Source organism: Specibacter sp. NPDC078692, assembly GCF_040686835.1.
GTDB lineage: Bacteria > Actinomycetota > Actinomycetes > Actinomycetales > Micrococcaceae > Specibacter.
Genome location: NZ_JBFBLV010000020.1, coordinates 40,529 through 63,951, shown reverse-complemented (window position 1 = coordinate 63,951; position 23,423 = coordinate 40,529). Strand labels below are relative to the sequence as shown.

General features: G+C 61.5%; 22 protein-coding genes. 16 read left to right on the top strand and 6 right to left on the bottom strand.

Annotation, left to right across the window (positions count from 1 at the left end):
• Nucleotides 1-274: 274 nt before the first annotated feature.
• Nucleotides 275-1,954, top strand: a complete 1,680-nt coding sequence (gene hutU, locus AB0O97_RS13960; RefSeq protein ID WP_363883450.1) for a urocanate hydratase — start codon at nucleotides 275-277, stop codon at nucleotides 1,952-1,954.
• A 20-nt stretch (nucleotides 1,955-1,974) separates the two neighbouring features.
• Complete coding sequence (locus tag AB0O97_RS13955) at nucleotides 1,975-2,106, top strand: hypothetical protein (protein ID WP_363883448.1); 132 nt, start codon at nucleotides 1,975-1,977, stop codon at nucleotides 2,104-2,106.
• Here the strand turns inward: AB0O97_RS13955 and AB0O97_RS13950 are convergent.
• Nucleotides 2,103-2,885: a GNAT family N-acetyltransferase gene (locus AB0O97_RS13950; RefSeq protein WP_363883446.1), complete on the bottom strand. Its 783-nt coding sequence runs from the start codon at nucleotides 2,883-2,885 to the stop codon at nucleotides 2,103-2,105. The two genes, AB0O97_RS13955 and AB0O97_RS13950, sit on opposite strands and share 4 nt — an antisense overlap.
• A 53-nt stretch (nucleotides 2,886-2,938) precedes the next feature.
• Nucleotides 2,939-3,379 (bottom strand): MarR family transcriptional regulator, encoded by a 441-nt coding sequence (locus AB0O97_RS13945; RefSeq protein WP_363883445.1) that lies wholly within the window; start codon nucleotides 3,377-3,379, stop codon nucleotides 2,939-2,941.
• 135 nt (nucleotides 3,380-3,514) lie between these two features.
• Between AB0O97_RS13945 and AB0O97_RS13940 the strand changes: the two genes are divergently transcribed.
• The 12 genes from AB0O97_RS13940 to AB0O97_RS13885 all read left to right on the top strand — a co-directional run bounded on the left by AB0O97_RS13940 (nucleotide 3,515) and on the right by AB0O97_RS13885 (nucleotide 17,457).
• Nucleotides 3,515-4,123, top strand: coding sequence for an NAD(P)-binding domain-containing protein (locus tag AB0O97_RS13940; RefSeq protein ID WP_363883443.1), 609 nt, complete (start codon nucleotides 3,515-3,517; stop codon nucleotides 4,121-4,123).
• Between the two features lie 185 nt (nucleotides 4,124-4,308).
• The gene (locus AB0O97_RS13935; protein WP_363883441.1) at nucleotides 4,309-5,526 is read left to right on the top strand and encodes an NRAMP family divalent metal transporter; all 1,218 of its coding nucleotides are present in this window, start codon (nucleotides 4,309-4,311) and stop codon (nucleotides 5,524-5,526) included.
• 62 nt (nucleotides 5,527-5,588) lie between these two features.
• Nucleotides 5,589-6,404 carry a putative hydro-lyase gene (locus AB0O97_RS13930; RefSeq protein WP_363883439.1) on the top strand — a complete coding sequence of 272 codons (816 nt, stop codon included), beginning with the start codon at nucleotides 5,589-5,591 and terminating at the stop codon, nucleotides 6,402-6,404.
• A 120-nt stretch (nucleotides 6,405-6,524) separates the two neighbouring features.
• Nucleotides 6,525-7,283: a 5-oxoprolinase subunit PxpA gene (locus tag AB0O97_RS13925; RefSeq protein ID WP_363839159.1), complete on the top strand. Its 759-nt coding sequence runs from the start codon at nucleotides 6,525-6,527 to the stop codon at nucleotides 7,281-7,283.
• A complete protein-coding gene (locus AB0O97_RS13920) occupies nucleotides 7,280-8,908 on the top strand; it encodes a 5-oxoprolinase/urea amidolyase family protein (protein WP_363883437.1) in 1,629 nt (542 codons plus the stop codon). The genes AB0O97_RS13925 and AB0O97_RS13920 overlap by 4 nt, the downstream gene beginning before the upstream one ends.
• Nucleotides 8,905-10,647, top strand: a complete 1,743-nt coding sequence (locus tag AB0O97_RS13915; protein ID WP_363883435.1) for a biotin carboxylase N-terminal domain-containing protein — start codon at nucleotides 8,905-8,907, stop codon at nucleotides 10,645-10,647. The genes AB0O97_RS13920 and AB0O97_RS13915 overlap by 4 nt, the downstream gene beginning before the upstream one ends.
• 47 nt (nucleotides 10,648-10,694) lie before the next feature.
• Entirely contained in the window at nucleotides 10,695-11,375 is a 681-nt protein-coding gene (locus AB0O97_RS13910; RefSeq protein WP_363839168.1) for a GntR family transcriptional regulator, read from the top strand.
• 101 nt (nucleotides 11,376-11,476) lie between these two features.
• Nucleotides 11,477-12,493 (top strand): thiamine-phosphate kinase, encoded by a 1,017-nt coding sequence (gene thiL, locus AB0O97_RS13905; protein WP_363883433.1) that lies wholly within the window; start codon nucleotides 11,477-11,479, stop codon nucleotides 12,491-12,493.
• 40 nt (nucleotides 12,494-12,533) lie between these two features.
• Nucleotides 12,534-13,472: a DAK2 domain-containing protein gene (locus AB0O97_RS13900; protein WP_363883474.1), complete on the top strand. Its 939-nt coding sequence runs from the start codon at nucleotides 12,534-12,536 to the stop codon at nucleotides 13,470-13,472.
• Nucleotides 13,459-15,687: an ATP-dependent DNA helicase RecG gene (locus AB0O97_RS13895; RefSeq protein WP_363883432.1), complete on the top strand. Its 2,229-nt coding sequence runs from the start codon at nucleotides 13,459-13,461 to the stop codon at nucleotides 15,685-15,687. Before AB0O97_RS13900 ends, AB0O97_RS13895 begins: the two co-directional genes overlap by 14 nt.
• Nucleotides 15,688-15,780: 93 nt before the next feature.
• The gene (gene rsmD / locus AB0O97_RS13890) at nucleotides 15,781-16,386 is read left to right on the top strand and encodes a 16S rRNA (guanine(966)-N(2))-methyltransferase RsmD (RefSeq protein ID WP_363883430.1); all 606 of its coding nucleotides are present in this window, start codon (nucleotides 15,781-15,783) and stop codon (nucleotides 16,384-16,386) included.
• A 66-nt stretch (nucleotides 16,387-16,452) separates the two neighbouring features.
• Nucleotides 16,453-17,457, top strand: a complete 1,005-nt coding sequence (locus AB0O97_RS13885) for a Gfo/Idh/MocA family oxidoreductase (RefSeq protein ID WP_363883428.1) — start codon at nucleotides 16,453-16,455, stop codon at nucleotides 17,455-17,457.
• 49 nt (nucleotides 17,458-17,506) lie between these two features.
• On the opposite strand, the gene AB0O97_RS13880 is transcribed toward AB0O97_RS13885, so the two are convergent.
• Nucleotides 17,507-17,632, bottom strand: coding sequence for a hypothetical protein (locus AB0O97_RS13880; protein ID WP_363839182.1), 126 nt, complete (start codon nucleotides 17,630-17,632; stop codon nucleotides 17,507-17,509).
• Nucleotides 17,633-17,953: 321 nt separating this feature from the next.
• On the opposite strand from AB0O97_RS13880, the gene AB0O97_RS13875 reads away from it, so the two are divergent.
• Nucleotides 17,954-18,922 carry a hypothetical protein gene (locus AB0O97_RS13875; protein ID WP_363883426.1) on the top strand — a complete coding sequence of 323 codons (969 nt, stop codon included), beginning with the start codon at nucleotides 17,954-17,956 and terminating at the stop codon, nucleotides 18,920-18,922.
• Between the two features lie 131 nt (nucleotides 18,923-19,053).
• Here AB0O97_RS13875 and AB0O97_RS13870 read toward each other — a convergent pair whose 3' ends face one another.
• Both AB0O97_RS13870 and AB0O97_RS13865 read right to left on the bottom strand, forming a co-directional pair.
• Nucleotides 19,054-19,827, bottom strand: a complete 774-nt coding sequence (locus tag AB0O97_RS13870) for a fused MFS/spermidine synthase (protein WP_363883424.1) — start codon at nucleotides 19,825-19,827, stop codon at nucleotides 19,054-19,056.
• Nucleotides 19,827-21,023 carry an aminotransferase class I/II-fold pyridoxal phosphate-dependent enzyme gene (locus tag AB0O97_RS13865; protein WP_363883422.1) on the bottom strand — a complete coding sequence of 399 codons (1,197 nt, stop codon included), beginning with the start codon at nucleotides 21,021-21,023 and terminating at the stop codon, nucleotides 19,827-19,829. Before AB0O97_RS13865 ends, AB0O97_RS13870 begins: the two co-directional genes overlap by 1 nt.
• A 259-nt stretch (nucleotides 21,024-21,282) precedes the next feature.
• Here AB0O97_RS13865 and coaD point away from each other — a divergent pair, with 259 nt between their 5' ends.
• Nucleotides 21,283-21,798 (top strand): pantetheine-phosphate adenylyltransferase, encoded by a 516-nt coding sequence (coaD, locus tag AB0O97_RS13860; protein WP_363839194.1) that lies wholly within the window; start codon nucleotides 21,283-21,285, stop codon nucleotides 21,796-21,798.
• Between the two features lie 232 nt (nucleotides 21,799-22,030).
• Here the strand turns inward: coaD and AB0O97_RS13855 are convergent, their stop codons facing one another.
• Complete coding sequence (locus AB0O97_RS13855; RefSeq protein ID WP_363883420.1) at nucleotides 22,031-23,182, bottom strand: hypothetical protein; 1,152 nt, start codon at nucleotides 23,180-23,182, stop codon at nucleotides 22,031-22,033.
• Nucleotides 23,183-23,423: the final 241 nt, after the last annotated feature.

Sequence of the window (23,423 nt, the reverse complement as noted above, 5' to 3'; positions counted from 1 at the left end):
CCTGCATTCGTTGCTGGATCCCTTCGTTGCCGCGCACCGCTGACGGACGGACTGAAGTGCGCAGGACGTGAGGCGGCGCTGCAGCGCAAGGTGGCGTCACGGCGTCGGCCCTTTCCAAGGCAGGACGCCCTGGCACCTAACTGTCTTGTATCACAGACGGTGTGCTCGGCCGGCCCCTAGGATTGGGTCCGTTGTCGAGGTTTGATGGAGACATAGGTACATTCACCGGATCCGTTCCGGCCACCGTCTTTGAACCGACAGCTAAGGAAATATCATGGCAACGATGCATGACCCCTCCCGCACCATTCGCGCGGCCCGCGGTACCGAACTCTCCGCCAAGTCCTGGCAGACCGAGGCGCCGCTGCGCATGCTCATGAACAATCTGGACCCCGAGGTTGCCGAGCGGCCCGAGGATCTGGTGGTCTACGGCGGAACCGGCCGCGCCGCCCGTTCCTGGGAGGCCTACGACGCCATTGTGGCCACGCTGAAGACGCTCGACGACGACGAGACCCTCCTGGTGCAATCGGGCAAGCCCGTGGGCGTGTTCCGCACCAACGTCTGGGCGCCGCGTGTACTGCTGGCCAACTCGAATCTGGTGGGGGACTGGGCAACGTGGCCTGAGTTCCGCAAGCTCGAGGCCGAAGGCCTGATGATGTACGGCCAGATGACGGCCGGCTCCTGGATCTACATCGGAACCCAGGGCATCCTGCAGGGCACCTTCGAGACCTTTGCTGCCATTGCCGAGAAGCGCTTTGGCGGCTCTCTTGCCGGGACACTGACGCTGACCGGTGGCTGTGGCGGCATGGGCGGGGCGCAGCCACTGGCCGTGACGCTCAATGGCGGGGCCTGCCTGATAGTTGACGTTTCTGCCGAGCGCTTGCAGCGCCGCGTGGGCAAGCGGTACCTAGATGAGTTGGCACCGTCCCTGGATGCCGCGCTTGAGCGTGTGCTTGAGGCGAAGGCTTCTGGCACGCCGCTGTCCGTGGGTGTTGTGGGCAACGCGGCTGAAGTGTTCCCGGAGATTCTGCGCCGCCACCAGGCCGGCGAGTTCACCGTGGATATTGTCACGGACCAGACTAGCGCGCACGATCCGCTCTCTTACCTGCCCACCGAATACTCCGTTGAAGAGTGGGTGGCGGAGTCGGAAGCTGATCCTGAGGGTTTCACGAAGAAGTCACAGAACGCGATGGCCCGCCACGTTGCCGCTATGGTCGATTTCCAGGATGCTGGTGCCGAGGTTTTTGACTACGGCAACTCCATCCGTGACGAGGCGCGCAAGGGTGGTTATTCGCGGGCCTTCGAGTTCCCGGGCTTTGTCCCGGCCTACATCCGCCCGCTGTTCTGCGAGGGCCTGGGCCCGTTCCGCTGGGTGGCGCTCTCCGGTGATCCTGAGGACATTCGCGTCACCGACGAGGCCCTGAAGGAGTTGTTCCCCGAGAACGCGCATTTGCACCGCTGGCTCGACGCCGCGCAGCAGCACGTTGAGTTCGAGGGCCTGCCGGCTCGCATCTGCTGGCTCGGTTACGGAGAGCGCGCCAAGGCAGGCGTGCTGTTCAACGAACTCGTTGCCTCCGGCCGGGTCTCGGCACCTATTGTGATTGGCCGCGACCACCTTGACTCCGGCTCCGTGGCGTCGCCGTACCGCGAAACTGAAGCCATGAAGGATGGCTCCGATGCCATTGCCGACTGGCCGCTGCTGAACGCCATGCTCAACACAGCCTCCGGTGCCACCTGGGTTTCCATCCACCACGGCGGCGGCGTGGGCATTGGCCGCTCCATCCACGCTGGCCAGGTTTCCGTTGCCGACGGTTCTGCTTTGGCGGGGGAGAAGCTGGCGCGCCTGCTCACGAACGATCCCGGCATGGGCGTTATTCGCCACGCCGACGCTGGCTACGAGCGGGCCATTGACGTGGCCGCCGAGCGCGGCGTGCGGATTCCGATGCAGGAGCAGTAAAACTTCCGCACCACTCATTCATGACGGAGATGTGGTCTTCCGCTACTGAATTATCAGCAGCGGAAGACCACATCTCCGTCATTTTTGTGGCGAGGGGCGCTACGCCCACGGTGGGCCGGCAGCGCAAGGAGGTGTCCGGCGTCGTACTCTAACGCCTCCAGAAATAGGGGATGGTGGTGGACACCTTCAGTAGTCCGGAGCGTTCAAGGATGGGGCGGGAGAATTCGGTGGAATCGCTGTGGACCAGAGTTTTGCCCATTGCCAGGGCGGAACGGGCGCGGGCGGCGGTCAGGGCTCGGTAGATGCCGCGGCCGCGGTAGGCCTTGAGGGTGGAGCCGCCCCAGATTCCTGCGAAATCTGTGCCGGGGACGGGCTCGAGGCGGCCGCAACTGACAATCCTGCCGTCGGCCTCGGCGACCCAGAGCTCCATGCCGTCGTTGCGAGCCAAGCGTGCGAGCAGAGCGTCGGCCATGCGGGTGCTGGTGGGGTCGCCGAAGGCCTCATCAGCCATGGCGCTCATGGCCCGGATGTCGGCTTCTCCTTCGATTTTTCGTAGCGTCACGCCTGCGGGCAGCTGGACCTCTTGTGCCAAAGCCTCGAGTGGGCCAATCATGATCGATTCCGGGTCCTCCGGGACGAAGCCGTGGGCGATCAGTGCCTCATGCAGGCCGGGCGCGTTGTCATGGCCGCGGGTTTTCCACTCGACACTGGAAATCTCGGGGATGGCGCGGAAATGATCCAGCGCTGTGGTGACGAGGGTTGGGATGTGGTGGGTGCCGCCGAGGTCCTGGTACGTGATGAAGCCGCGGCCACCGGCAAACGTCACCAGGCGAAGCGGGCCGAGCCTGGTGACGTCGATGGCGCTGGGCGTTTCGGCGTCGGTGCGGAGTTGCTGGTCGTAGGCCTTGAGGTACTGCTCTTTGCTTGTCATTGCTATTAGTTTTACATGCCTTTTCCTCGTTGGCTTGTCCTCGCTGCCGGGGCTTACTGCAGGCTGGCGACAACTTTTTCCAGGGCGGTGCGGATGGTGGCGACTTCTTGAGGGCTGAGGAGATCGATGAACTTCTCACGTACCAACGCCACGTGTCCAGGGAATGTCTCCTGCACTCGCTCACGTCCGGTGGCTGTTAGCTGGGCAACCACACACCGGCTATCCGAGTTCGACGATTCCCTGATCACGAAACCTGCTTTTTCGAGCTGGCCGATCTGGTACGTCAGACCGCTTCGCGAGACGACCAAAGCATCCGCGAGATCGCTCATGCGTAGTCCATCTTTTGTGTCTCGGAGCCTGGCGAGGATTGAGAACTGAAGCGGCGTCAATCCATGCTCGGAGCACTGCGCCGAGACGGCACGCTGGACGAGGTCTCCGGCAGTGACGAGCGCAAAGTACGCATCGAGTTCACCGCTGTCCAGTGGTTGCTTCATCGGGGGCTCCTACGTTGCTCTACTTTTTGCTCTGCGAAAAACTATTGATTCAAATTTGAACTAGTGCTACGTTGAAAAAGTAGTTCAAGTTCGAACTACTTTAGTTTAGTGCCACACTCTGAAAGAAGCATAGTCATGCGTATTGCAATCCTTGGGACCGGCCACATGGCCACCACCCTTGCCAGTGGGTTCATCGCGGCGGGCCACACCGTGGTTTTTGGATCGCGGGACCCCGCGGCGCACTCGGACCTGGCTGCGCCAGTCACCTCCGCTGTTGAGGCGATCCGCGATGCTGACCTCGTGGTGAATGCGGTCTTGGCTTCATTCACGCTGGAATTCTTGACTCCGCTGGCCGATGATCTTGCCGGCAAGGTGCTGCTGGACATCGGCAACGCCGTAACTCCGAGCTTCGAGCTGATGTACCCGACGGCAAGCCTGGGTGAACTCCTGCAGCAGGCTCTGCCAGCCATGAAGGTGGTCAAGTCGCTCAACACTTTGCCGGGAGCTCTGGCCTTGGCGCCGGCATCGCTCCCGGAGGCGTCGTCAGTGTTCCTTTCGGGCGACGATTCCGAGGCCAAGGCTCTGGTTAGCTCGCTGCTTGCCGAGCTTGGCTGGGGAGTGGAAACGCAGGTGGATCTGGGTGGCATCGCCTCCGCTCGAGGAGTGGAGCATTACTTCCCGCTCTTCGTGGCGATGATGCAGCAGTTCCAAGGGGTGCCGTTCAATATCCGGGTGGTTCGCTGACGGGGTCGGCGGGGTGGCGTGGGGGCGGGTGGGAGCGCGGGGTGGTGCGGGAGCGCCGGCGAATAATGGCCGCTATTTAAAAGATTGTTGAACAACCTATTGCTGAGATTGTTCAACAACCTGTAGTGTACTTCTCATCGCTCCTTCTTGTGACGACAGTCACCCGCACTCCGACGGATGGAATCATGGCTACTCCCACTGTAAAACCGAAGCTCAGCGCTTCCGCACGACGTACGGCAATGCTCGGTGCCATGTTCCTCATGGCCACCAGCGCTATCGGTCCCGGATTCATCACTCAGACCACTGAATTCACGGTTCAGATCGGCGCCTCCTTCGCCTTCGCCATTGTCGTCTCCATCCTGGTGGACATTGCGGTTCAGTTGAACGTCTGGCGCATCATTGGCGTCTCAGGAATGCGCGCCCAGGAACTGGGCAACAAGGTCCTGCCTGGTGCTGGCTGGGCGCTTGCCGCCCTGGTCTTCATTGGTGGAATGGTGTTCAACATTGGTAACATCGCCGGCACCGGTCTGGGCATGAACGCCATGATCGGGCTGGATCCCAAGATCGGTGGACTCATCTCCGCAGCCATCGCGATCCTCATTTTCCTCTCAAAACGTGCGGGCATGGCGCTCGATAAGATCGTGGTGCTGCTCGGGGCCATCATGATTCTGCTGATGCTCTACGTAGCCATAGTTGCCGCCCCTCCCGTGGGTGAAGCACTGAAGAACGCAGTAGCGCCGGAGAACATTAACTTCCTGATCATCACCACACTGATCGGTGGCACCGTGGGCGGCTACATCACCTACGCCGGTGCGCACCGCATGGTCGATTCCGGTGCCGCCGGTGTGGAGAACGTCAAGGACATCACCAGAACCTCAATCTTGAGCATCATCGTCACGGGCGTTATGCGTGTCCTGCTTTTCCTGGCCATCCTCGGCGTAGTTGCCGGTGGCGTGGTACTGACCAGCGACAACAAAGCCGCTGAGGCCTTTGGCCACGCGGCCGGCGAAATCGGTATCCGATCCTTCGGTGTGATCCTCTGGGCTGCCGCTCTGACCTCGGTGATCGGTGCCGCATACACCTCGGTTTCGTTCATCACCAAGTCCAGCACTCCCGAGCGCACCCGAAACCTCATCACCGTCGCCTTCATCGCCGTCTGCGCTGTCATCTACCTGTTCCTAGGCCAGGCTCCCCAGACACTGCTGATCTTCGCAGGCGCCTTCAACGGTCTAATCCTGCCCTTCGGTTTCGCTGTCCTACTTTGGGCCGCTTGGCGCCGCCGGGATCTACTGCAGGGTTACGCCTATCCGAAGTGGCTGCTGATCATCGGTGTGGCTACCTGGCTACTCACCCTGTTCCTGGGCTGGAACTCACTGGCCGGCCTGGCCAAACTATGGGTCTAAGTAACTCCGTCTCCCACCCGGGCCGCACGTCTTTTGGAACTTTTGAAAGGAATCGTCACGTCATGAGCGCAATTAAACGAAGCGCTTCGCTACCGGAAAATCGCGCCGAGCTGTCACCTGCGCAGGCACGCGAACTTTTCCGCAACGGTCTGGTTGGACCCACCGCAGGGTTCTCCCGGGGCTACGCGCAGGCCAACCTGATCATTGTGCCCAAGGAGCAGGCCTTCGACGTGCTGCTCTTTGCCCAACGCAACCCCAAATCTTGTCCTATCCTCGGCGTGCTTGACGCAGGCGAGACCAGCGGGGAACTGTTGGTAGGTGGAGACATCCGCACGGATGTCTCGCAATACTACGTTTATGAGAACGGCATCAAGGTCGCCGAACCCACTGACCTCAGTGAGTACTGGCGCGATGATCTGGTGACGTTCATAGTGGGCTGCTCATTCACGTTTGAGACAGCATTGATGGAGGGTGGAATCTCCATCGCCCACATCGAGGCGGGCGTCAATGTGCCGATGTTCAAGTCCAACATCCGCAGTGCCTCGGCCGGCACCATGTCCGGGCCCATGGTGGTCTCCATGCGCCCCATTCCCGCCTCACAGGTGTCCGACGCCGTTCGCATCACCTCGCGCTACCCGGCCGTTCACGGGGCGCCGGTGCACATTGGCAATCCCGAAGAGTTGGGCATTATGGATCTTTCCAAGCCCGACTTTGGTGATGCGGTCGACATCCCGGCCGGGCATATCCCGGTGTTCTGGGCCTGTGGGGTCACGCCCCAGGCTGCGGTCATGGAATCACGTCCGGCACTTGCTATCGGGCACGCCCCAGGGCACATGCTCATTACCGATGCCAGGGACAGCCGCTACCTGGTGCCCTAGCCGTTCCCGGGCCATCGAACTAGGCCCTGAAGCGAGGAATCGCTCAATCACAGATTGTTGAACAATCTTGATTCATAGTGCATCCTTAGAACAAGCAAAATCACGAGACCGGGGTCACAAATGCCATACATAGACTTGAATTCTGACGTCGGAGAATCCTTCGGCAATTGGACCATGGGGGATGATGCAGCAATTTTCGCCTCAGTTTCCTCAGCAAATGTTGCCTGCGGATTCCATGCAGGAGATCCCAGCGTCATTGCTCAGACCTGCCGCGACGCAGTCGCCGCGGGTGTCACCATCGGCGCGCACGTCGGCTACCGGGACCTCGCCGGCTTCGGACGCCGCTTCCTAGATTGTTCCCCCACCGAGCTGGCCGACGACGTCCTCTATCAGCTCGGTGCCCTCGAGGCGCTGGCACGGGCCGCCGGAGCGGGCATCAAATACGTCAAACCACACGGCGCCCTCTACAACACCATCGTGCATCACGAAGCCCATGCCCAAGCCGTGGTGGATGCCATCCGTGCCTTCGGTTCGGATCTGCCGGTGCTATTGCTGCCCGGCTCGGTTGCGCTCACCAAGGCTGCGGCCGCAGGACTGCGACCTGTCGCCGAGGCATTTGCCGATAGGAACTACAACCCCGACGGTACCCTTGTCTCTCGCCGCGAAGCCAACGCGGTACTGCACGACCCTGCGCAAGTCACCGCAAACATGCTCCGGCTGGCCACCGAGGCAAGAATCGTGGCCATCGATGGCTCGGTGATCCCGATGAACGCCGAGAGCATCTGCGTGCATGGGGACACCGCAGGGGCAGTGGCCATGGCCGCGGCGGTACGCGCAGGCCTGGAAAACGCGGGCGTCGGCATCAAGAGCTTCGTATGAGCGTCCTAGCCACGCGCTTCGCAGGTTCCCGGGCGGTGCTCGTTGAGCTCTCGGACCTCGATTCGGTACTGGCTCTGGCCGCGTTGCTGAGCGCTAACCCGCTGCCGGGTCAGATCGATGTACTGGCTGCGGCAAGCACTCTCTTCATCAAGGCAGATTCCACGGAGAACGCAGAAAAAATCGCGACCGCGGTGCTGGCCTTGGAACTTGGCACAGCGGCAGCCAGCACCGGTTCACTCGTCGAAATTCCCGTGCACTACGACGGCGATGATCTTGCCGAGGTCGCGGGGTTGACCGGACTGAGCGTTGAAGCTGTCATCAACGCGCATACGCAACAAACCTGGCGGGCGGCTTTCGGTGGGTTCGCGCCGGGCTTCGCTTACCTCATGGGTGAAAATCAGCTGCTCAACGTCCCTCGCCGTTCCACCCCGCGTAAGGTGGTCCCCTCAGGGGCCGTGGCACTGGCCGGGAATTCTTCGGCCGTCTACCCTCGGCAATCTCCTGGCGGCTGGCAACTGATCGGCCACACCGATGCTGTGCTGTGGGATCTTGACCGTGAAAAACCAGCATTGATCCGACCTCAGGATCGTGTGCGCTTCGTACCGAGCCGCGAGACTCTCCATGTTTCCCCGGCGCTAGCCAACACCCACGTTCCGGCAATGCTTGCCGGAACCAACCTGCTAGAAATCTTGGACCCGGGTCCGCAATCTCTCATCCAGGACCTTGGCCGTCCCGGACTGGGCGATCTGGGCGTCTCCGCCTCGGGATCAGCCGATACTCGCTCAGCAGCTCAGGCCAACCGCCTAGTGGGCAACGACGATCGGTGCGCGGTCATCGAAAATCTCATGGGTTCCTTGAGCTTGCGCGCCCAGGGCGATGTGGTCCTGGCTGTTTCCGGCGCCACCGCAACCATCACAGTGGATCCGGTGGATGGCGATGACTTCCACGGTGTACGCGAACTTCCGATGGACACTCCGTTTGCGTTGCTGGAGGGTGAAACCCTCAGCCTCACCCCTGCAGGCGACGGCCTACGCAGCTATCTTGCCGTCCGCGGTGGCATAGATGTTCCCCAGGTGCTGGGCTCGCGCTCCACCGACTCCATGTCCGGCATTGGCCCGGCTCCGCTGGCCCGCGGCACCATGCTGCCCGTGGGAGCCATCCGTGGTGCCCACGTAGTTGGCAACCCGGAATCCTCCACGCTTCCACTACCCGACGCCGAGGGTGTATACACCTTACGGATCAGTCCGGGTCCCCGCGATGACTGGTTCGATGCCGCGGGGCTTGCCCAGCTGACAGGACAAATCTGGAGCGTCTCGACGGAATCCAACCGCGTCGGCATTCGTCTGGCGCTTGGGGCTGACGGCACAGCACTGGAACGCGCCCGCACCGGCGAGCTGGCCTCGGAGGGCGTCGCGGCTGGTGCCCTGCAGGTCCCACCCTCGGGGCTGCCGGTACTCTTCCTGGCAGATCATCCGGTGACCGGCGGCTATCCCGTCATTGCCGGAGTCATTGCCGAGGATCTGCCCGCGGCTGCTCAGTTGCCGCCCGGTGCCTCTCTCCGTTTTGTTTTGTCTGATCTGCACGCCCCCATTCAGGCCCTCCCCGATGAAGGAATCCACGCATGAAAAAAGTATTGATTGCCAACCGCGGGGAAATCGCCGTCCGCATTGCCCGCGCCTGTGCCGACGCTTCAATGGTTTCGGTGGCCATCTACGCGGATCCCGACGCCGATGCGCTCCACGTGCGCCGGGCCGATGAGGCCTACGCCCTGAATGGCTCCACGGGTGCCGACACCTATCTGAACATTCCCAAGATCCTTGACATCGCTGCACGCTCTGGTGCCGACGCGGTGCACCCGGGATACGGGTTCCTCTCCGAAAATGCCGACTTTGCGCAGGCTGTCATCGACGCCGGGTTGAGCTGGATCGGGCCCACCCCCGAGTCCATTCGGTTGCTGGGCAACAAGGTCACGGCCCGTGAAATTGCGGTTCGTGCCGGAGCCCCGTTGGTCCCGGGCACCGATGGCCCGGTGGCATCAGGTGCCGAGGTCCGCGCCTTCGCCGAAGAATTCGGCATGCCGGTGGCCATCAAAGCCGCCTTCGGTGGCGGCGGGCGCGGCATTAAGGTGGTGCGTAGCTTCGAGGAGATTGACAACGCCTTTGAATCGGCGGTCCGTGAGGCCACGTTGGCCTTTGGCCGCGGCGAATGCTTCGTAGAACGTTTCCTCGATAAGCCGCGCCACGTCGAAGCCCAGGTTCTGGCTGACACGCACGGCAATGTGGTGGTGGTGGGCACCCGCGACTGCTCACTGCAGCGACGCAACCAGAAGCTCGTCGAGGAGGCGCCGGCCCCTTTCCTGAGCGAGGAACAGCGTGCCTCCATCCATTCCTCAGCGAAGTCCATCTGTCGCGAGGCCGGTTATCATGGCGCCGGAACCGTGGAATACCTGGTGGCACCGGATGGGCTGATCTCCTTCCTGGAGGTCAATACCAGGCTGCAGGTTGAGCACCCGGTCACCGAGGAAACCACCGGTGTGGACCTTGTGGCCGAGCAATTCCGGATTGCCGCGGGACTGCCGCTCTCCTTCACCGAAGACACTGCACCGGTGGGCCACTCCTTCGAGTTCCGGATCAACGCCGAAGACCCTGCCCGTGGCTTCTTGCCCGGCCCGGGCCGCATCACCGGTTTTGAGGCACCCACCGGTTCGGGTATCCGGGTGGACTCCGGGGTGCGGAGTGGATCGGTGATCCCCTCACACTATGACTCGCTGATGGCGAAGCTGATCGTCACAGGCGCCACCCGCGCCCAGGCGCTGCGCCGGGCCAAGGTGGCACTGGATGAAATGGTCATCACCGGTGTCCCCAGTGTGTTGCCCTTCCACCGTGCCGTGGTGCGTAACGCCGACTTTGCCAACGACGAGCGCTACGGGGTCTACACCACGTGGATCGAATCCGAGTTTGCCCAGGAGCTGGCCGCCAGCCCGGAAATCGCCGCCGCCCAACCGGGTGCCGAACGCGAAACTCTGACTATCGAGATCGATGGCAAGGCCATGAACATTGGCTTGCCCGCCTCACTGGTTGATTCGATCCGCCATGGCGCAAGCGGGACGGCACGCGATGTTGCGGCCGAAAATATTGCTGCGGCCACCGACGATGCCGCGCTGAGCGCCCCGATGAATGGGAATCTGATCAAATGGGTCCTCGTGGACGGCGCGGTCGTGGCCGAGGGTGACACCGTGGCCGTACTGGAGGCTATGAAGATGGAATCGAACATTGTGGCGCATAAAGCCGGGACCTTTACTCGCGGTGGTCAGGAACCGGGCGCTGCGATATCCCGGGGCGATGTCCTCGGAACTATCGCTTAACACTCGCGGGTGCGTGGTTGGGGACCGGGGTGGATTAGATTGGGAAGATGCCAGTGAACGCGTTATTTTCAGTCCAACCCCTCGCGGAGGGGTCCACCCACGCGCACACCGGCGCCTGGGTAACTTCCGTGATCCGCGCCCGCATCGCGGAAGGCCAACTACTTCCGGGGGCCAAGCTTTCGGAACTGGCACTCTCCGAAGCGCTGGGGGTATCCCGGAATACGTTGCGTGAGGCCTTTACCGTGCTTGATCATGAGCTGATCATCACCCGCATCCCCAACCGCGGTGTCTTTGTGGCGTCTCCCGGCGTCGCGGGCGTGAAGGAAATTTACGGTGTGCGGCGCATGATCGAACCTGCGGCCGTCCTCTGGGGCCAACAATTAGACGTTCAGGCGCTGGCGGATGTGGTGGTTGACGCTCGGGCCGCGCTTGCTGAAGGTGACACTGCGGCCATGGCCGATGCTAATCAGCGCTTTCATGAAGAGTTGGTGCGGGCCACCGGCAGCGAACGTCTGCAGGAATTGATGACGCGCGTATTGGCGCAAATGCGTCTCGTCTTCCATGCCATGAGCGATGCACCAGACTTCCATTCACACTACGTCGAGCTCAATGGCTCACTGGTGACGCTTTTGCAGGACGGCAAGCGCGAGGAGGCAGCACAGGCGCTGCGCCTTTACCTGGACCGGGCAGAAGCCGAGCTACTAGAGCATTTGGAGCAGGAGAACTAACAGGTGGGGTGCTCTCGTCCTGCCGCACCTGCGAGCATGGTGGGCGAGCACCCCACCAGCCCATTGCGAGCAATGTCCTACCCCTCGGCTACGGTTAAAGCATGAACCTGACCGTGGATCAACTCTCCGAATCCGAGCTTCTGGCCCGTATTTTTCCGCGCCTACACACAGGCACCACCACACTGCTCGGCCCCGGGGACGATTCCGCCATCATCGCCGCCCCCGACGGACGCACCGTCATCTCCATCGACACCCAAGTTCAAAACAAAGATTTCCGCCTCCTCTGGCCCAACGGCAGCATCTCCTCCGGGTACGACGTCGGCTGGAAGGCCGCCGCGCAAAACCTCAGCGACATCAACGCCATGGGTGCCGTTGCCACGGCCATGGTTGTCAGTCTCACCCTCCCACGTACGACGCCGGTCACCTGGGTTGAGGACTTTGCCGACGGCTTGAGTGCCGCGATAGTAGCGCTCGGCGCCCCACAGTGTTCAGTTGCGGGAGGAGACCTTTCTGGCGGCAGTGAACTAGTGGTCACCGTCGCGGTCACAGGATCACTCGAGGGGCTTGAGCCTGTGCTGCGCAGCGGAGCTCAGGTGGGGGACCAGCTTGCCGTGTGCGGAAATATGGGCGTCTCCGCCGCTGGCTGGGCCTTGCATGAGAGCAGCGTAGTCGCATCAGATTTCACCCCGGCCATGGCTCATGCCGCGGGACTCTTTGCCCGCCCTGTACCGCCGCTGGCCGCCGGGCCCGCAGCAGCACGCGCCGGAGCAACATCCATGATGGACATTTCAGATGGGCTGCTGCGCGACGCCACCCGCATCGCGGCAGCGAGTAAAGTCTGCGTAGATCTAGACTCCGCCATGCTCGCGGCCATGGCAGCGGAACTGGAGGAAACCGCCGTCGTACTTGGGAAAAATGCGCTCCAATGGGTCCTGACGGGCGGAGAAGATCATGGACTGTTATCCACATTCCCGGCAGGCCGCACCCTCCCGGAAGGGTTCATTGGGATAGGCTCAATAGTGTCTATGGAAGCGGCTGTTGCGGCCGTGATCATTGACGGACAGAATTTTGAAGGCGTCGTTTCAGGCGCCCTGGGATGGGATCATTTTGCAGTCTAAGATCACCGCAACTGCACCCGTAGTCCGCCGCTGGCTGGCCATGGCCGAACAAACGTTGGCCAACCACAGCGACAGGCTCAACGCCATCAACATCTACCCGGTGGCGGATGCAGATACGGGCACCAACTTGTACTTGACGGTCCGTGCGGCCGCACAGGAAGTGGCGGACCTGGAGCCCTCCGATGTTGGCGCCACACTCGCTGCCGCCGGTCGTACCGCGATGGAACAGGCTAGGGGCAACTCCGGAACTCTTTTCGCCGTATCGCTGGCCGCCATGGCCGAACCTCTGATCGGCGCCCAGCGGATCAGCGGACCCTTGCTAGCCGCAGCCTTGCACCGTGCGCAATTGCGAGCCTGGAGCGCCCTGAGCGAACCCATGCCAGGCACCATGCTTTCCGTGCTGGAAGCCGCAGCCCGGGGCGCCGTCTCCGTGGAAGCTACCCTCAACGGGGATGAATCCAACCAGGTGTTGGCTGAGACCATCGACAGCGCCGTCAGTGCTGCCCGCGACGCCGTGGTGCTGACCGAATCTCAGCTGGGCGTCCTCACAGACGCGCAGGTGGTGGATGCCGGCGGCGTCGGTCTGCTGCTCATCTTAGACTGCTTGCGTTCGGTCATGATCGGGGAGCCGTTGCAGGAAGATTTATTGGATGGTTTGTCTGGTTACAAGGTTCAGGACCCCAATATTGCCCTGACCATGCCGGAACAGGAAGGTGTCGAGGTCATGTGCACCATCTCCTTGACGCCGCTGGCCGCCGCTGGCCTCCGTTTGGAACTCGATGGCATGGGTGACTCGGTCATCATGAGCGCGGTATCTGAACAGGCTGACCCCACCGGCGCGTACCCGTGGCGGGTGCATGTCCACGTACCCTCAGCCCATGTTGCTCTCGAAGCTATCCATGCTGTGGGTGATCCCAGCAACGTGAGCATTTCAGCGCTGTCCGCCACTGCAGCGCAGGACGCCCATGAGCTCCTCTGACCCCGGCCCCAGATTCCCCAACCCTGCACAAGGGAATTCAGACCTTGCCATGGATATCTCCCGTCTGCTGGGCCAAGCCACGGCCAATGTGGTGGAAAAAAACCTAGGCCTCACCACGGCCGGCCAGCTGCTGCACCAGTTCCCGCGCCGGTATCTGGAGCGCGGTGATCTGACCGATCTGAACCGATTGGAACTGGGTGAGGACGCCACCATCTTGGCACGCGTGGTATCCCAGCACACTCGCTTTATGCAGAAGCGCAAGGGCACCATCACCGACATTGTCATCAAGGACAACTCCGGGCGTCCGGCCGATCTAGCCATCAGTTTTTTCAACGGCTACACCGCTAAGAAGGAACTCCAAGAGGGAGTGTTGGCTCTGTTCTCCGGCAAGGTGGGGGAGTACGGTGGCCGCCAGGTGCTGACCAACCCCGGCTATGTTCTTTTGCCGGATGACGAACTGGCCGAGCATGAAGCAGAGCTTCAGGCTGCTAGGCCCATTCCGGTGTATCCGGCCACATTGAAGTTTCCCAGCTGGAAAACGGCGGATGTTATCGAGGCGCTGCTGCCTGTGCTGGATCTGGATAAGGTGCCCGATCCCATCCCCAAGCACATTGCCGCGCGTGAGCAGCTCATGCCACTGCCTGAGGCCTACAACGAGATCCACGCTCCTACGGATATGGAATCGTGGCCCCGGGCACGCAAGCGCTTCCGCTATCAAGAGGCTTTGGCGCTGCAAACGGCTTTGGCGCAACGCCGTCTGGCGGTCATGAAGCAGGACGCCACCGGCCGGCCTCCGGTCCACGGCGGATTGTTGGATGCCTTCGACGCCAAACTGCCCTACACCCTCACCGCTGGCCAGCAGGAGATCGGCGCGTTGCTCGCCTCCGAGGTTGCCCAGGGCCACCCCATGCACCGGCTCTTGCAAGGTGAGGTGGGTTCCGGCAAGACGGTTGTCGCCCTGCGTGCCATGCTCCAAGTGATTGACGCCGGTGGGCAGGCAGCATTCTTAGCCCCCACCGAGGTGCTGGCCGCCCAACACCTACGCTCCATTTCTGCGCTGCTGGGTCCGCTGGGTGAGGGCTCCTTGCTGGGTGGTACCTCCGCCACTCAAGTGACGCTACTGACCGGATCCATGCCCGCCGCGGTCAAGAAGAAGGCGCTACTGGCGGCCGCTTCCGGCGAAGCTGGCATTGTTATTGGCACGCATGCGCTTTTATCCGACAATGTGCAGTTTGCCGATCTGGGGCTCATCGTGGTCGATGAGCAGCACCGCTTCGGGGTGGAGCAGCGCGATGTGCTACGGGCCAAAGCCCACAAGCCCCCACACCTGCTGGTCATGACAGCCACGCCCATTCCGCGCACCGTGGCCATGACCGTGTTTGGAGATCTTGAGGTCTCGGAGTTGACGGAGCTGCCGGCTGGGCGCACACCCATCCTTACCTACGTCGCTCCTCTGTCGGAGCACCCCAGCTGGGAATCGCGCGTGTGGGCCCGCACTCGTGAAGAGGTCGACGCCGGACATCAGGTGTATGTGGTCTGCCCCAAGATCGGTGATGCTCCCGATGCGCAGGACATTCCTGCGGACAAGACAGACGCGCGCCCCATGACAGGTGTGTTGGAAACTCTGGAGTACTTGCGCACGGTTCCGGCCCTAGCCGGTCTGCGAATTGAGATGCTGCACGGACGGATGGATTCTGCCCGGAAGCATGACGTTATGGAGGGATTCACCGCCGGTGAGATTGATGTGCTGGTGGCGACCACGGTGATCGAGGTGGGGGTGGATGTGCACAATGCCACGCTCATGGTGATCGTGGACTCCGACCGCTTTGGCATGTCACAACTGCACCAGCTCCGAGGCCGTATTGGGCGCGGCGGGCACCCCGGAACCTGCCTGTTGGTGACCGGCTTGGAACGGGATCACCCGAGCCGGAAACGGCTCGATGCCGTGGCTGCCACCATTGACGGTTTTGTGCTGGCCAAGCAGGATTTGGAAATGCGCCGAGAAGGCGACATTCTGGGTGCTCGGCAATCAGGCGGCGTCAGTGGTTTACGGATGCTCAGTGCGGTGAAGGATGAAGCGTTGATTGGCAGAGCCAGGCAGGACGCCATCAGGATTGTTGAGCTGGATCCTGACCTGGAATTCCATCCAGCCCTGAAGCTGGAAATTGAGATGTACTTGACCGAACAGAATGAGGCTTTCCTTGAACGTGGCTAAGAATTCCGTGGCTCGCAGTGGCCGCGCTACGAGCGGCACAGCTGTGCCTGCCACAGCCCTGGCCGTGAACTGCATGGTAGCTGGAGCGCGGGCATGACCCGCATTGTTGCCGGAGCAGCTGGCGGGAGCACCTTGGTGTCAGTCCCCGGGGAGGGCACCCGACCCACCACCGACCGAGTCAAGGAAGCACTTTTTTCTCGGCTGGAATCCATGAATATGCTCGCTGACACGCGGGTCCTTGACCTGTACGCAGGCTCCGGATCTCTGGGTGCCGAAAGTGCCAGCCGCGGTGCAAAATCTGTAGAACTCGTCGAGTTCAACGACAAAGCTGCGGCCGTCTGCCAGCTCAATGCCGAACTGGTCAACAAGGTACTCGGCTCCAAAGTTGTCACGGTGCAGCGCTCCAAAGTGGAAACGTTCCTGGCTAGGACTGCCGAGGCTGCCCTAGAACAGTGGGACCTGGTCTTCATGGATCCGCCGTACCCCCTGACCGAGGCAGAACTCTCTGTGGTGCTGGAATTGTTGGCTCCGCAGCTGAGCCACTTTGCAGTGGTGATTGTGGAGCGTTCAGCACGCACGCCCGAGCCCACCTGGCCGGCCGGATTGACTGGACTGGCACATAAAAAATACGGTGAGACCCGCCTCTGGTTCGCCGAGCCTGTGACTGAAACGGCCGGCGTCGAACCTTCAACTGATTAAGCAGCCGACCCACAACGGCCCACGGCTCGAAGCGTTTTCACACTGACTAACGACAAGGATGCTTTAGTGACACAGCTGCGCGTAGGTCTCATTGGTGCCGGTGGGATTGCCGGCGTTCACATTGCCGGGTGGCAGCAGTTGGGGGCACAGGTGAGTGTTTATTCGCGCTCCGGGGCCGCTCATCTGGTGCAGGAGTTTGGTGTTAGTGAGGCCGATTCCTTGGACGCGCTGCTGGCAGATTGCGATCTGGTCAGCATTCTCACGCCTACCACGACGCACCATCACTACGCTATGGCTGCCATTGCTGCGGGTAAGGACGTGATCTGTGAGAAGCCGCTGGCCGAATCTGTCACCCGGGCCGCCGAGATCGTCAACGCCGCCCAGGCTGCAGAGGTACGGCTGTTCCCAGCTCATGTGGTGCGGTTTTTCCCTGAGTATGTGCAGGCGAAGGAGCGGCTGGATCAGGGTCTGTTCGGTGCTCCGCAGGTGGTGCGACTTAGCCGTGCAAGTGCGGCTCCGGCGGCGGGTTCCTGGTTTTTCAACGAGGAGCTGGCCGGGGGCATTGTCAGGGACCAGATGATCCATGATCTCGACCAGGCTCGGTGGCTGGCTGGGGAAGTCGTCCAAGTTGAGGCTCTGCAGGACCCGCCTACAGTAAACGGCGTGGTTCCGCGGCCAGTCACGGCGAAGGTGTTTCTGACCCATGAAAGCGGTGCCGTCAGTTTCCTGCAGGGGGAGTGGGGCCCGGACATCATGCCGTTCCACACCTCCATTTCTGTGGAGGGCGACGCCGGAATGTGGCGTTTTCCGCTCCCCATGGCCGCCGATGACGACGGCGCAGCTGAGGATAAAGTGGGCGGTCAGCTGCCGGTGCAGTCACCGGCTGATAGCCCTTACACTTTGCAGATTGCGGAGTTTGCTGCGGCACTGGCCACTGGTTCGCCATCTCGGGTTAGCCCGCTTGACGGTGTCATGGCGGTTGCGCTGGCAGAGGCAGCTTACGCTTCAATCGCCTCGGGCGAGCCGGTGGAATTCTCGGCCGCTGAGGTGGCTGGGCTGCTGGCTCATTAGCGTGTGATCGTGGCGGGCTGGGTGGTCTAGGGCGTGAACGCCAGGTGCTCTAGCGCGTGAACAAGGGTGCCAGCGCTAGCACGAGGGCTGTGGCTGCGATCAGTACAACGCAGGCGGAGATGATCGCGAAGGCGCGGCGCTTGTTGCGGTTGGAGTGGTCCACTGAGTGGTTCATGCGGCGATAAGCCGGTTTGTCAGAACCGTGTTTGCTAGAGCTTCGGCGGTCCGATGTTCGGACCCTTGCTGAGCGGGACATTGATCTCCATGAATAAGCGGTAATTCCTCGGGTGCCAGCCCGAACCGTCTTCCATCTTACGGGGAACCGCCTCCGGAATGAGAATGTGGGCCGTGTAACGGTGCTCTCGCTTTCCTCAAACAAAGCCGTGGGACCGATTGTTGGAGGGTCCGTGCACGGTTGAAAACTCAACGTTGACAGCCCGGCAGTGTTGTCATAAGTTCAGGACACTGCACACTTGCTGAGCCAAAGGCTTCAATTATGCGCACCCGGACTGCAACTCTCTCACTCGTCCTTGGAGCTATGGCGTTGTCAGCGCTGACAGCCTGTAATGGCGGGGCATCAGATCCGCCAGGATCCGGGGGAGAATCGGGCGCTTCGGATGGAACCTCCATCGAAGCTACTGCAACGGGCTCGGCTGGCACTAAACCGTCAACCGCTTCATCGAAACCCAGCTCTCCCACGCCCAGCGCAGTGGATATTCGGAGCATAGATCTGGCCAACACCACGTGGCTGTATTCTTTCCGCGGATTAGAACTGCCGAGCGAGGTGAAGCTGGTCAACGGGGAGGCGACTATAAATCCCGGGGAATTTTCCAGCACTTACAAGCTGGGTGAGATGGTCTACGGCGACGTTGACGGGGACGGCGATGACGATGCGGTGGCTCGCATCGACGGTCAGACGCCTGAAGGATCTAGAGGTTTCTGGTACATCTGGATCGCCGAAGTCTCCGGGGCTGTGCAGTTGAAGTATCCGATAGCGGAAACCGGCAGGTGCGCCACATTGGTAGAACTCCCGGTGATCACCGAGGGGGCCATTAACCTGACCGAGTACCACCGGATTCCTGGACTCGATGACGAAATTCCATGCTCCGATCCGGGCACGGGTCTGAAAAAACGAACCATCACTGTCATCTCAGACAACACAGGGTCAGAAGCTGACTCCGGAGCGGAGATGTGGCCGGTGCAGACGGCCCCGGTTGTCGCGTGGGGTGGCATTTGTCCTGGACCAAAATATCCCGACTCTGCACCCGGTCTTGTCGATCTATGGGCGAGCCCGTCCAAGACAGCCCAAGTGGCCGCCACTGCCGGACAGGAAGGCGTTATTTTTGAACAAATCGACTTTCCCTTAGTTGCACGTGAGGGATGGAATCTAGTGGGCTTTAGAGTGTTCGGCGTTGAATCAGATTTAGGCGGCAAGGACATGGCCTGTGCTTGGGCCGTGAAGTAACGCCGGTTTCTGCAGGAGCTCCCTCGCTGGGTGATTGAAGGGTTGGGAAACGCCGTTTCTAGTGCGCTAGCGTCTGGAGAAACACGGCATTTACTGCGCTAGCGTCTGTAGTGGGGCGGGCGGCTAGCTCGTCAGTTGATCAGTTCGTCTAGCTCTACGCCGCTCATGACTGTAGCCGGGTGCGGTCCTGCCGCCACTAGTGCTTGCGCCCACCCTTGTGGCCATGGGCTGTTCTTGCCCAACAGGATGATGTTTCCGGGGTACCGGCGGCTAAATAACATGGTTGTGCCATAAGCGGCCACACTGGGCATGGCTTCCTGCAGTGCCTTGGTCTGGCTGGTCACCAGGGTGAAACCGGGCTCGTCTCCTACGTTGACGGCCAGGATTCCTTCCGGCGCCAGCACTGCCGCGGCTTCGCGGTAAAAGTCTTCGCAGGCGAGATGAGCAGGCGCGTCCGGACCGCTGAAAATGTCCAGGACAATGACGTCGAACTTCAGGCCTTCCGTCAATGCTGCCATTTCCTCGCGGGCATCGCCCACATGGCTGGCCAGATTTGTGCCGGCGGGCAGGGGCAGCTGCTCCAAGACAAAGTCCAACAGTTCGCGCTCGAGTTCCACGGCGTGCTGCAGCGAACCCGGACGGGTGGCCTGAATGTAGCGGGCCAGCGTCAGGGCTCCGGCGCCCAGATGCAACGCAGTAATGGGTTCCCCAGCAGGCTTGACCAGATCAATGGCGTTGGCAATGCGGCGTAGATATTCGTAGAACACTTCCTGCGGTGCAGCAAGGTTTACGTGCGACTGCTCCGCACCGTCGATGCTCAAGACGAAGGCATTGTTGTGCCAAGGATCGGCTTCGATCGTGGCGTGGACACCGCCGGTGCGCAGGAAACGGCTGGGCATGGCCATTAGAGCTTGTCCTTGAGGGTTGCGAGGCGTTCGGCGGCCTGTTCCAGCAATGGAACTTGTTTGCAGAAGGCGAACCGCAGCAGGGAGCGGGTGCGCTTGGCGCCTTCGGGGTGGCAGAAGACCGGGACAGGGATGGCGGCAACGCCAATGAGTTCCGGGAGGCGGCGGGCTAGTGCGGTGGCGTCGGTGATGCCCAATTTCTGAGTATCGGCGTTGATGAAATAGGTGCCCTGCGGCAAATAGACGTCAAGGCCGGCAGCGCGCAGACCCTCGGCGAGGATGTCGCGCTTGTGAGCCAACGTCGCGGCGGCGTCGGTGAAGAAGCTCTCTTCCATCCTTAGCCCTGCGGCAACGGCACCTTGGAACGGTGTGCCGGAGGAGTAGCTCAGGAACTGTTTGACGGTGCGGGCTGCGGCGACAAGTTCCGCGGGGCCCGAGAGCCAGCCGATCTTCCAGCCGGTGAAGGAGAAGGTCTTGCCGGCGGAGGAGATGGTGAGCGTTCGTTCTGCCGCGCCGGGCAGCGTGGCTACGGGTATGTGCCGGGGACCAAACGTCAGGTGCTCATAGACCTCATCGCTGAGGATGACGGCGTCGTACTTGATGGCGAGGCGGACAATTTCACTCAGCACTTCTAGAGGGAACATGGCGCCGGTGGGGTTGTGCGGGTTGTTCAGGATGACCATTTTGGTGCGCGGGCTGAAGCTCTTCTCCAGCGCGGCCAGATCCGGCATGAAGTCAGGTGCCAGCAGCGCAGCCGTGGTGTGTTTGGCGCCGGTCAGGGCAATCATGGCGCCGTAGGAATCGTAGAAAGGCTCGAAGGTGAGGACCTCATCGCCGGGGCCGGACAGTGCCAGAACAGCGGCGGCGATGGCCTCGGTGGCGCCCGTGGAGATGATGACTTCGGTTTCCGGATCGAGGGTGATGCCGTAGAAGCGGTGCTGATGGTCGGCAACGGCGCGGCGCAGATCCAGAATGCCCTTGCCGGGCGCGTACTGGTTGTTGCCGTTGGCGATGGCGTCTTGGGCGATGCGGCTGAGCTCCGCAGGGCCGTCTTCATCCGGGAAGCCCTGGCCGAGATTGATGGCCTGGTGCCTGTTGGCGAGGGTGGTTATTTCCTCGAAAATGGTCACCCCGAGGGACCCGTCCGGGCCTAATAGATTGGCTCCTTGTGCGGTCCGGTGCCAGGGCGTGCTCATGGATGCTCCTCAATCAAGTGCTCATAGTGTTCTCATATAACGCAGGCTACCTTGGCAAGGTTACCGGCCGGGGCGCGCTAAGCCCTATAAGTAGCTAGGCCGAGCGGGGGAGGTGTGCCGGGTTTGCGCTGTTGGGTGGCTCTGGTTGGTTCCTGTGTTGGGTGCTTATTGATCGTTACCGGCTGGTACTCGACGCAAGATGACGTGTGTGTGCCAAAAACATTGGTCAGCGGCATGCAGGTGGACTAGATTCTTCTGTATGCGACGCGCTGTATGCCCCGGATCCTTTGACCCTATCCATAAGGGACACATTGAGGTGATTGCCCGCGCTTCGGCCTTGTTCGACGAAGTGATCGTGGCGGTCTCCACGAACTATGCGAAGAAGTACCGATTCACGCTCCCTGAACGTCTGGACATGGCGCGGAACACCTTCGCGGCATTGTCAGGGATTGTGGTCGAGCCCATGGGGGAGGGCCTACTCTCGGACTACTGTCACGACCGCGGAGTCTCCGCCATCGTCAAGGGTCTGCGGTCCTCCTCAGATTTTGATTACGAACTGCCGATGGCCACCATGAACCGCCAGCTCTCCGGAGTGGAGACTGTGTTCCTGCCCGGGGACAGCCGTTACCTGCACCTGTCCTCCACCCTCATCAAGGAAGTGCACACACTCGGCGGTAGCGTAGCTGATTTTGTGCCACGCGCAGTGTTGCGCCGCTTGCAAGGCGACGTCGGTCCGGACACCAGACCTGTCACCGTGGTCCCGCCGAAGGGGTAGCCGCTTTGGGTTCCGCTTTCCGCGACTTATCCGCATCGGCGGCGGGCCCGCAATGCGGATACGCAAAGTTCGACTTAACTTATGCGCAACCGGAGGGCGCCTAGCTGCGGCAGTGTCACAGCACCGCAGCTTGGCCGGGCGTGGCGTGCGCATAAATAAAGTGCTGTCTTGCTGTCTTGCTGTGTTGCTGAGGCGCGGGGCGGGGAGACGCGGGCTGAGGGATGTCTGGCGGTTATGGCCCTGTTTCGAGGTTTTCCTGCTGGGCAGGGTTGAGCTGATGTGCCGGAAAGTGCCCGCCCGGATCATATACTGTCCCGGAAAGTGGCGCATACGCGAACCACCCCACGCCGTCGCTCTGATCGGCCTCGATGCGCGCCTTGAGTTCCTCCTCGGCGGCCACCATGGCACGGAAAGCGTCTGCTGCTGCGGGGTTCTGGCTGGGCTGCTCCGAGCGGAAGCGCTTGCGGGTGGACCTGGGCGCGTAAGAGTGGAAGTCCACTTCAAAGCCGTCACCCAGTTCTTCGGCGAGCCGCTGTGCTAGTTTCGTCCCGGTGGCGGTGAACGGTGTAGCAGCTTTGGGATGCTTCCATGATTGGTTGCTGTCGAGCGAGGCGTAGTACGAGGCCTCCCACGCTTCCATGTCTGCAGTGAGAGCTGGGGAAAGCTTGGCGTCGGCATACGGCACAGGGCCGTACAACCACAGCACGGTATCGGCATAGTGGGGATAGAGCCTGATACGGATAAGCGAGCCAGTTGCGTCGGCCTGTGTGGGGTCAGTTGTAGCGGCCGCTGCCTCTGGATCCACGGCATTGATGTCCAGATGCAGCACCACACCTGTGGTCACCAGATGAGGAGACGATTCGGTGCCCGCCCCGGCCTCGCCGGCTGCTGGCACATAGTCTGGATAGTTGCTGATGGGTCGGAACTGCTGCTCGTGACCGTGGGCAGGAGCCCAATGCACTCCGCCACCGTCTGCGTTTTCATAGAGCAGTGTTGCCAGTTCCATGGAGACCACCACACCGGAGGCTTCCGGAAAGCCTTCGGGCACCTTGCCGTAATCCGTGGCATCGATGATCCCGGTCAGCGTCACCGGGCCTTCGGTCAGGGTAGGAGCATCCCAATACAGCTCGAATCCCTCGCAATGGATCGCTGTAGGGAAAGCGCCTAGGGCATACACGGATTGGGGCCCCAGCGGCTTGGCCACTCCGCACACCGTGACTTCCTGACCAAAGTTCCCATACGACTGGTCTTGTTCAGTATCCAACTTTGGACGGCGGTTGTCCGTTTCCAAAACCAGCACATGACTCAGCGACATGCCAAGGCGGGGGTGCTCGATGTCACCATCGCCTATTTGCCAGTCGGGGACGTACACGGGGAGGATCATGGTTTCGATTATGCCCACTTTGCTGCCACTGCGCCTGAAAACAGCAGCTCTTGACGGCCGTGGCGTCCCCAACCCTGGGCCAAGCCAAAGGAAGCGAGAGGGACACGGGCCGGCCATCCGGCGTCGTGCTTAAGGAAGAAAACCATGCAGATCAGGGCCAAAGTGGACAAAGCAGCCAATCGAGCACGGCCTGAGAGTTACATCACGGATTGCGGTTCGTCGCAAAGGCACTTACTGTCGT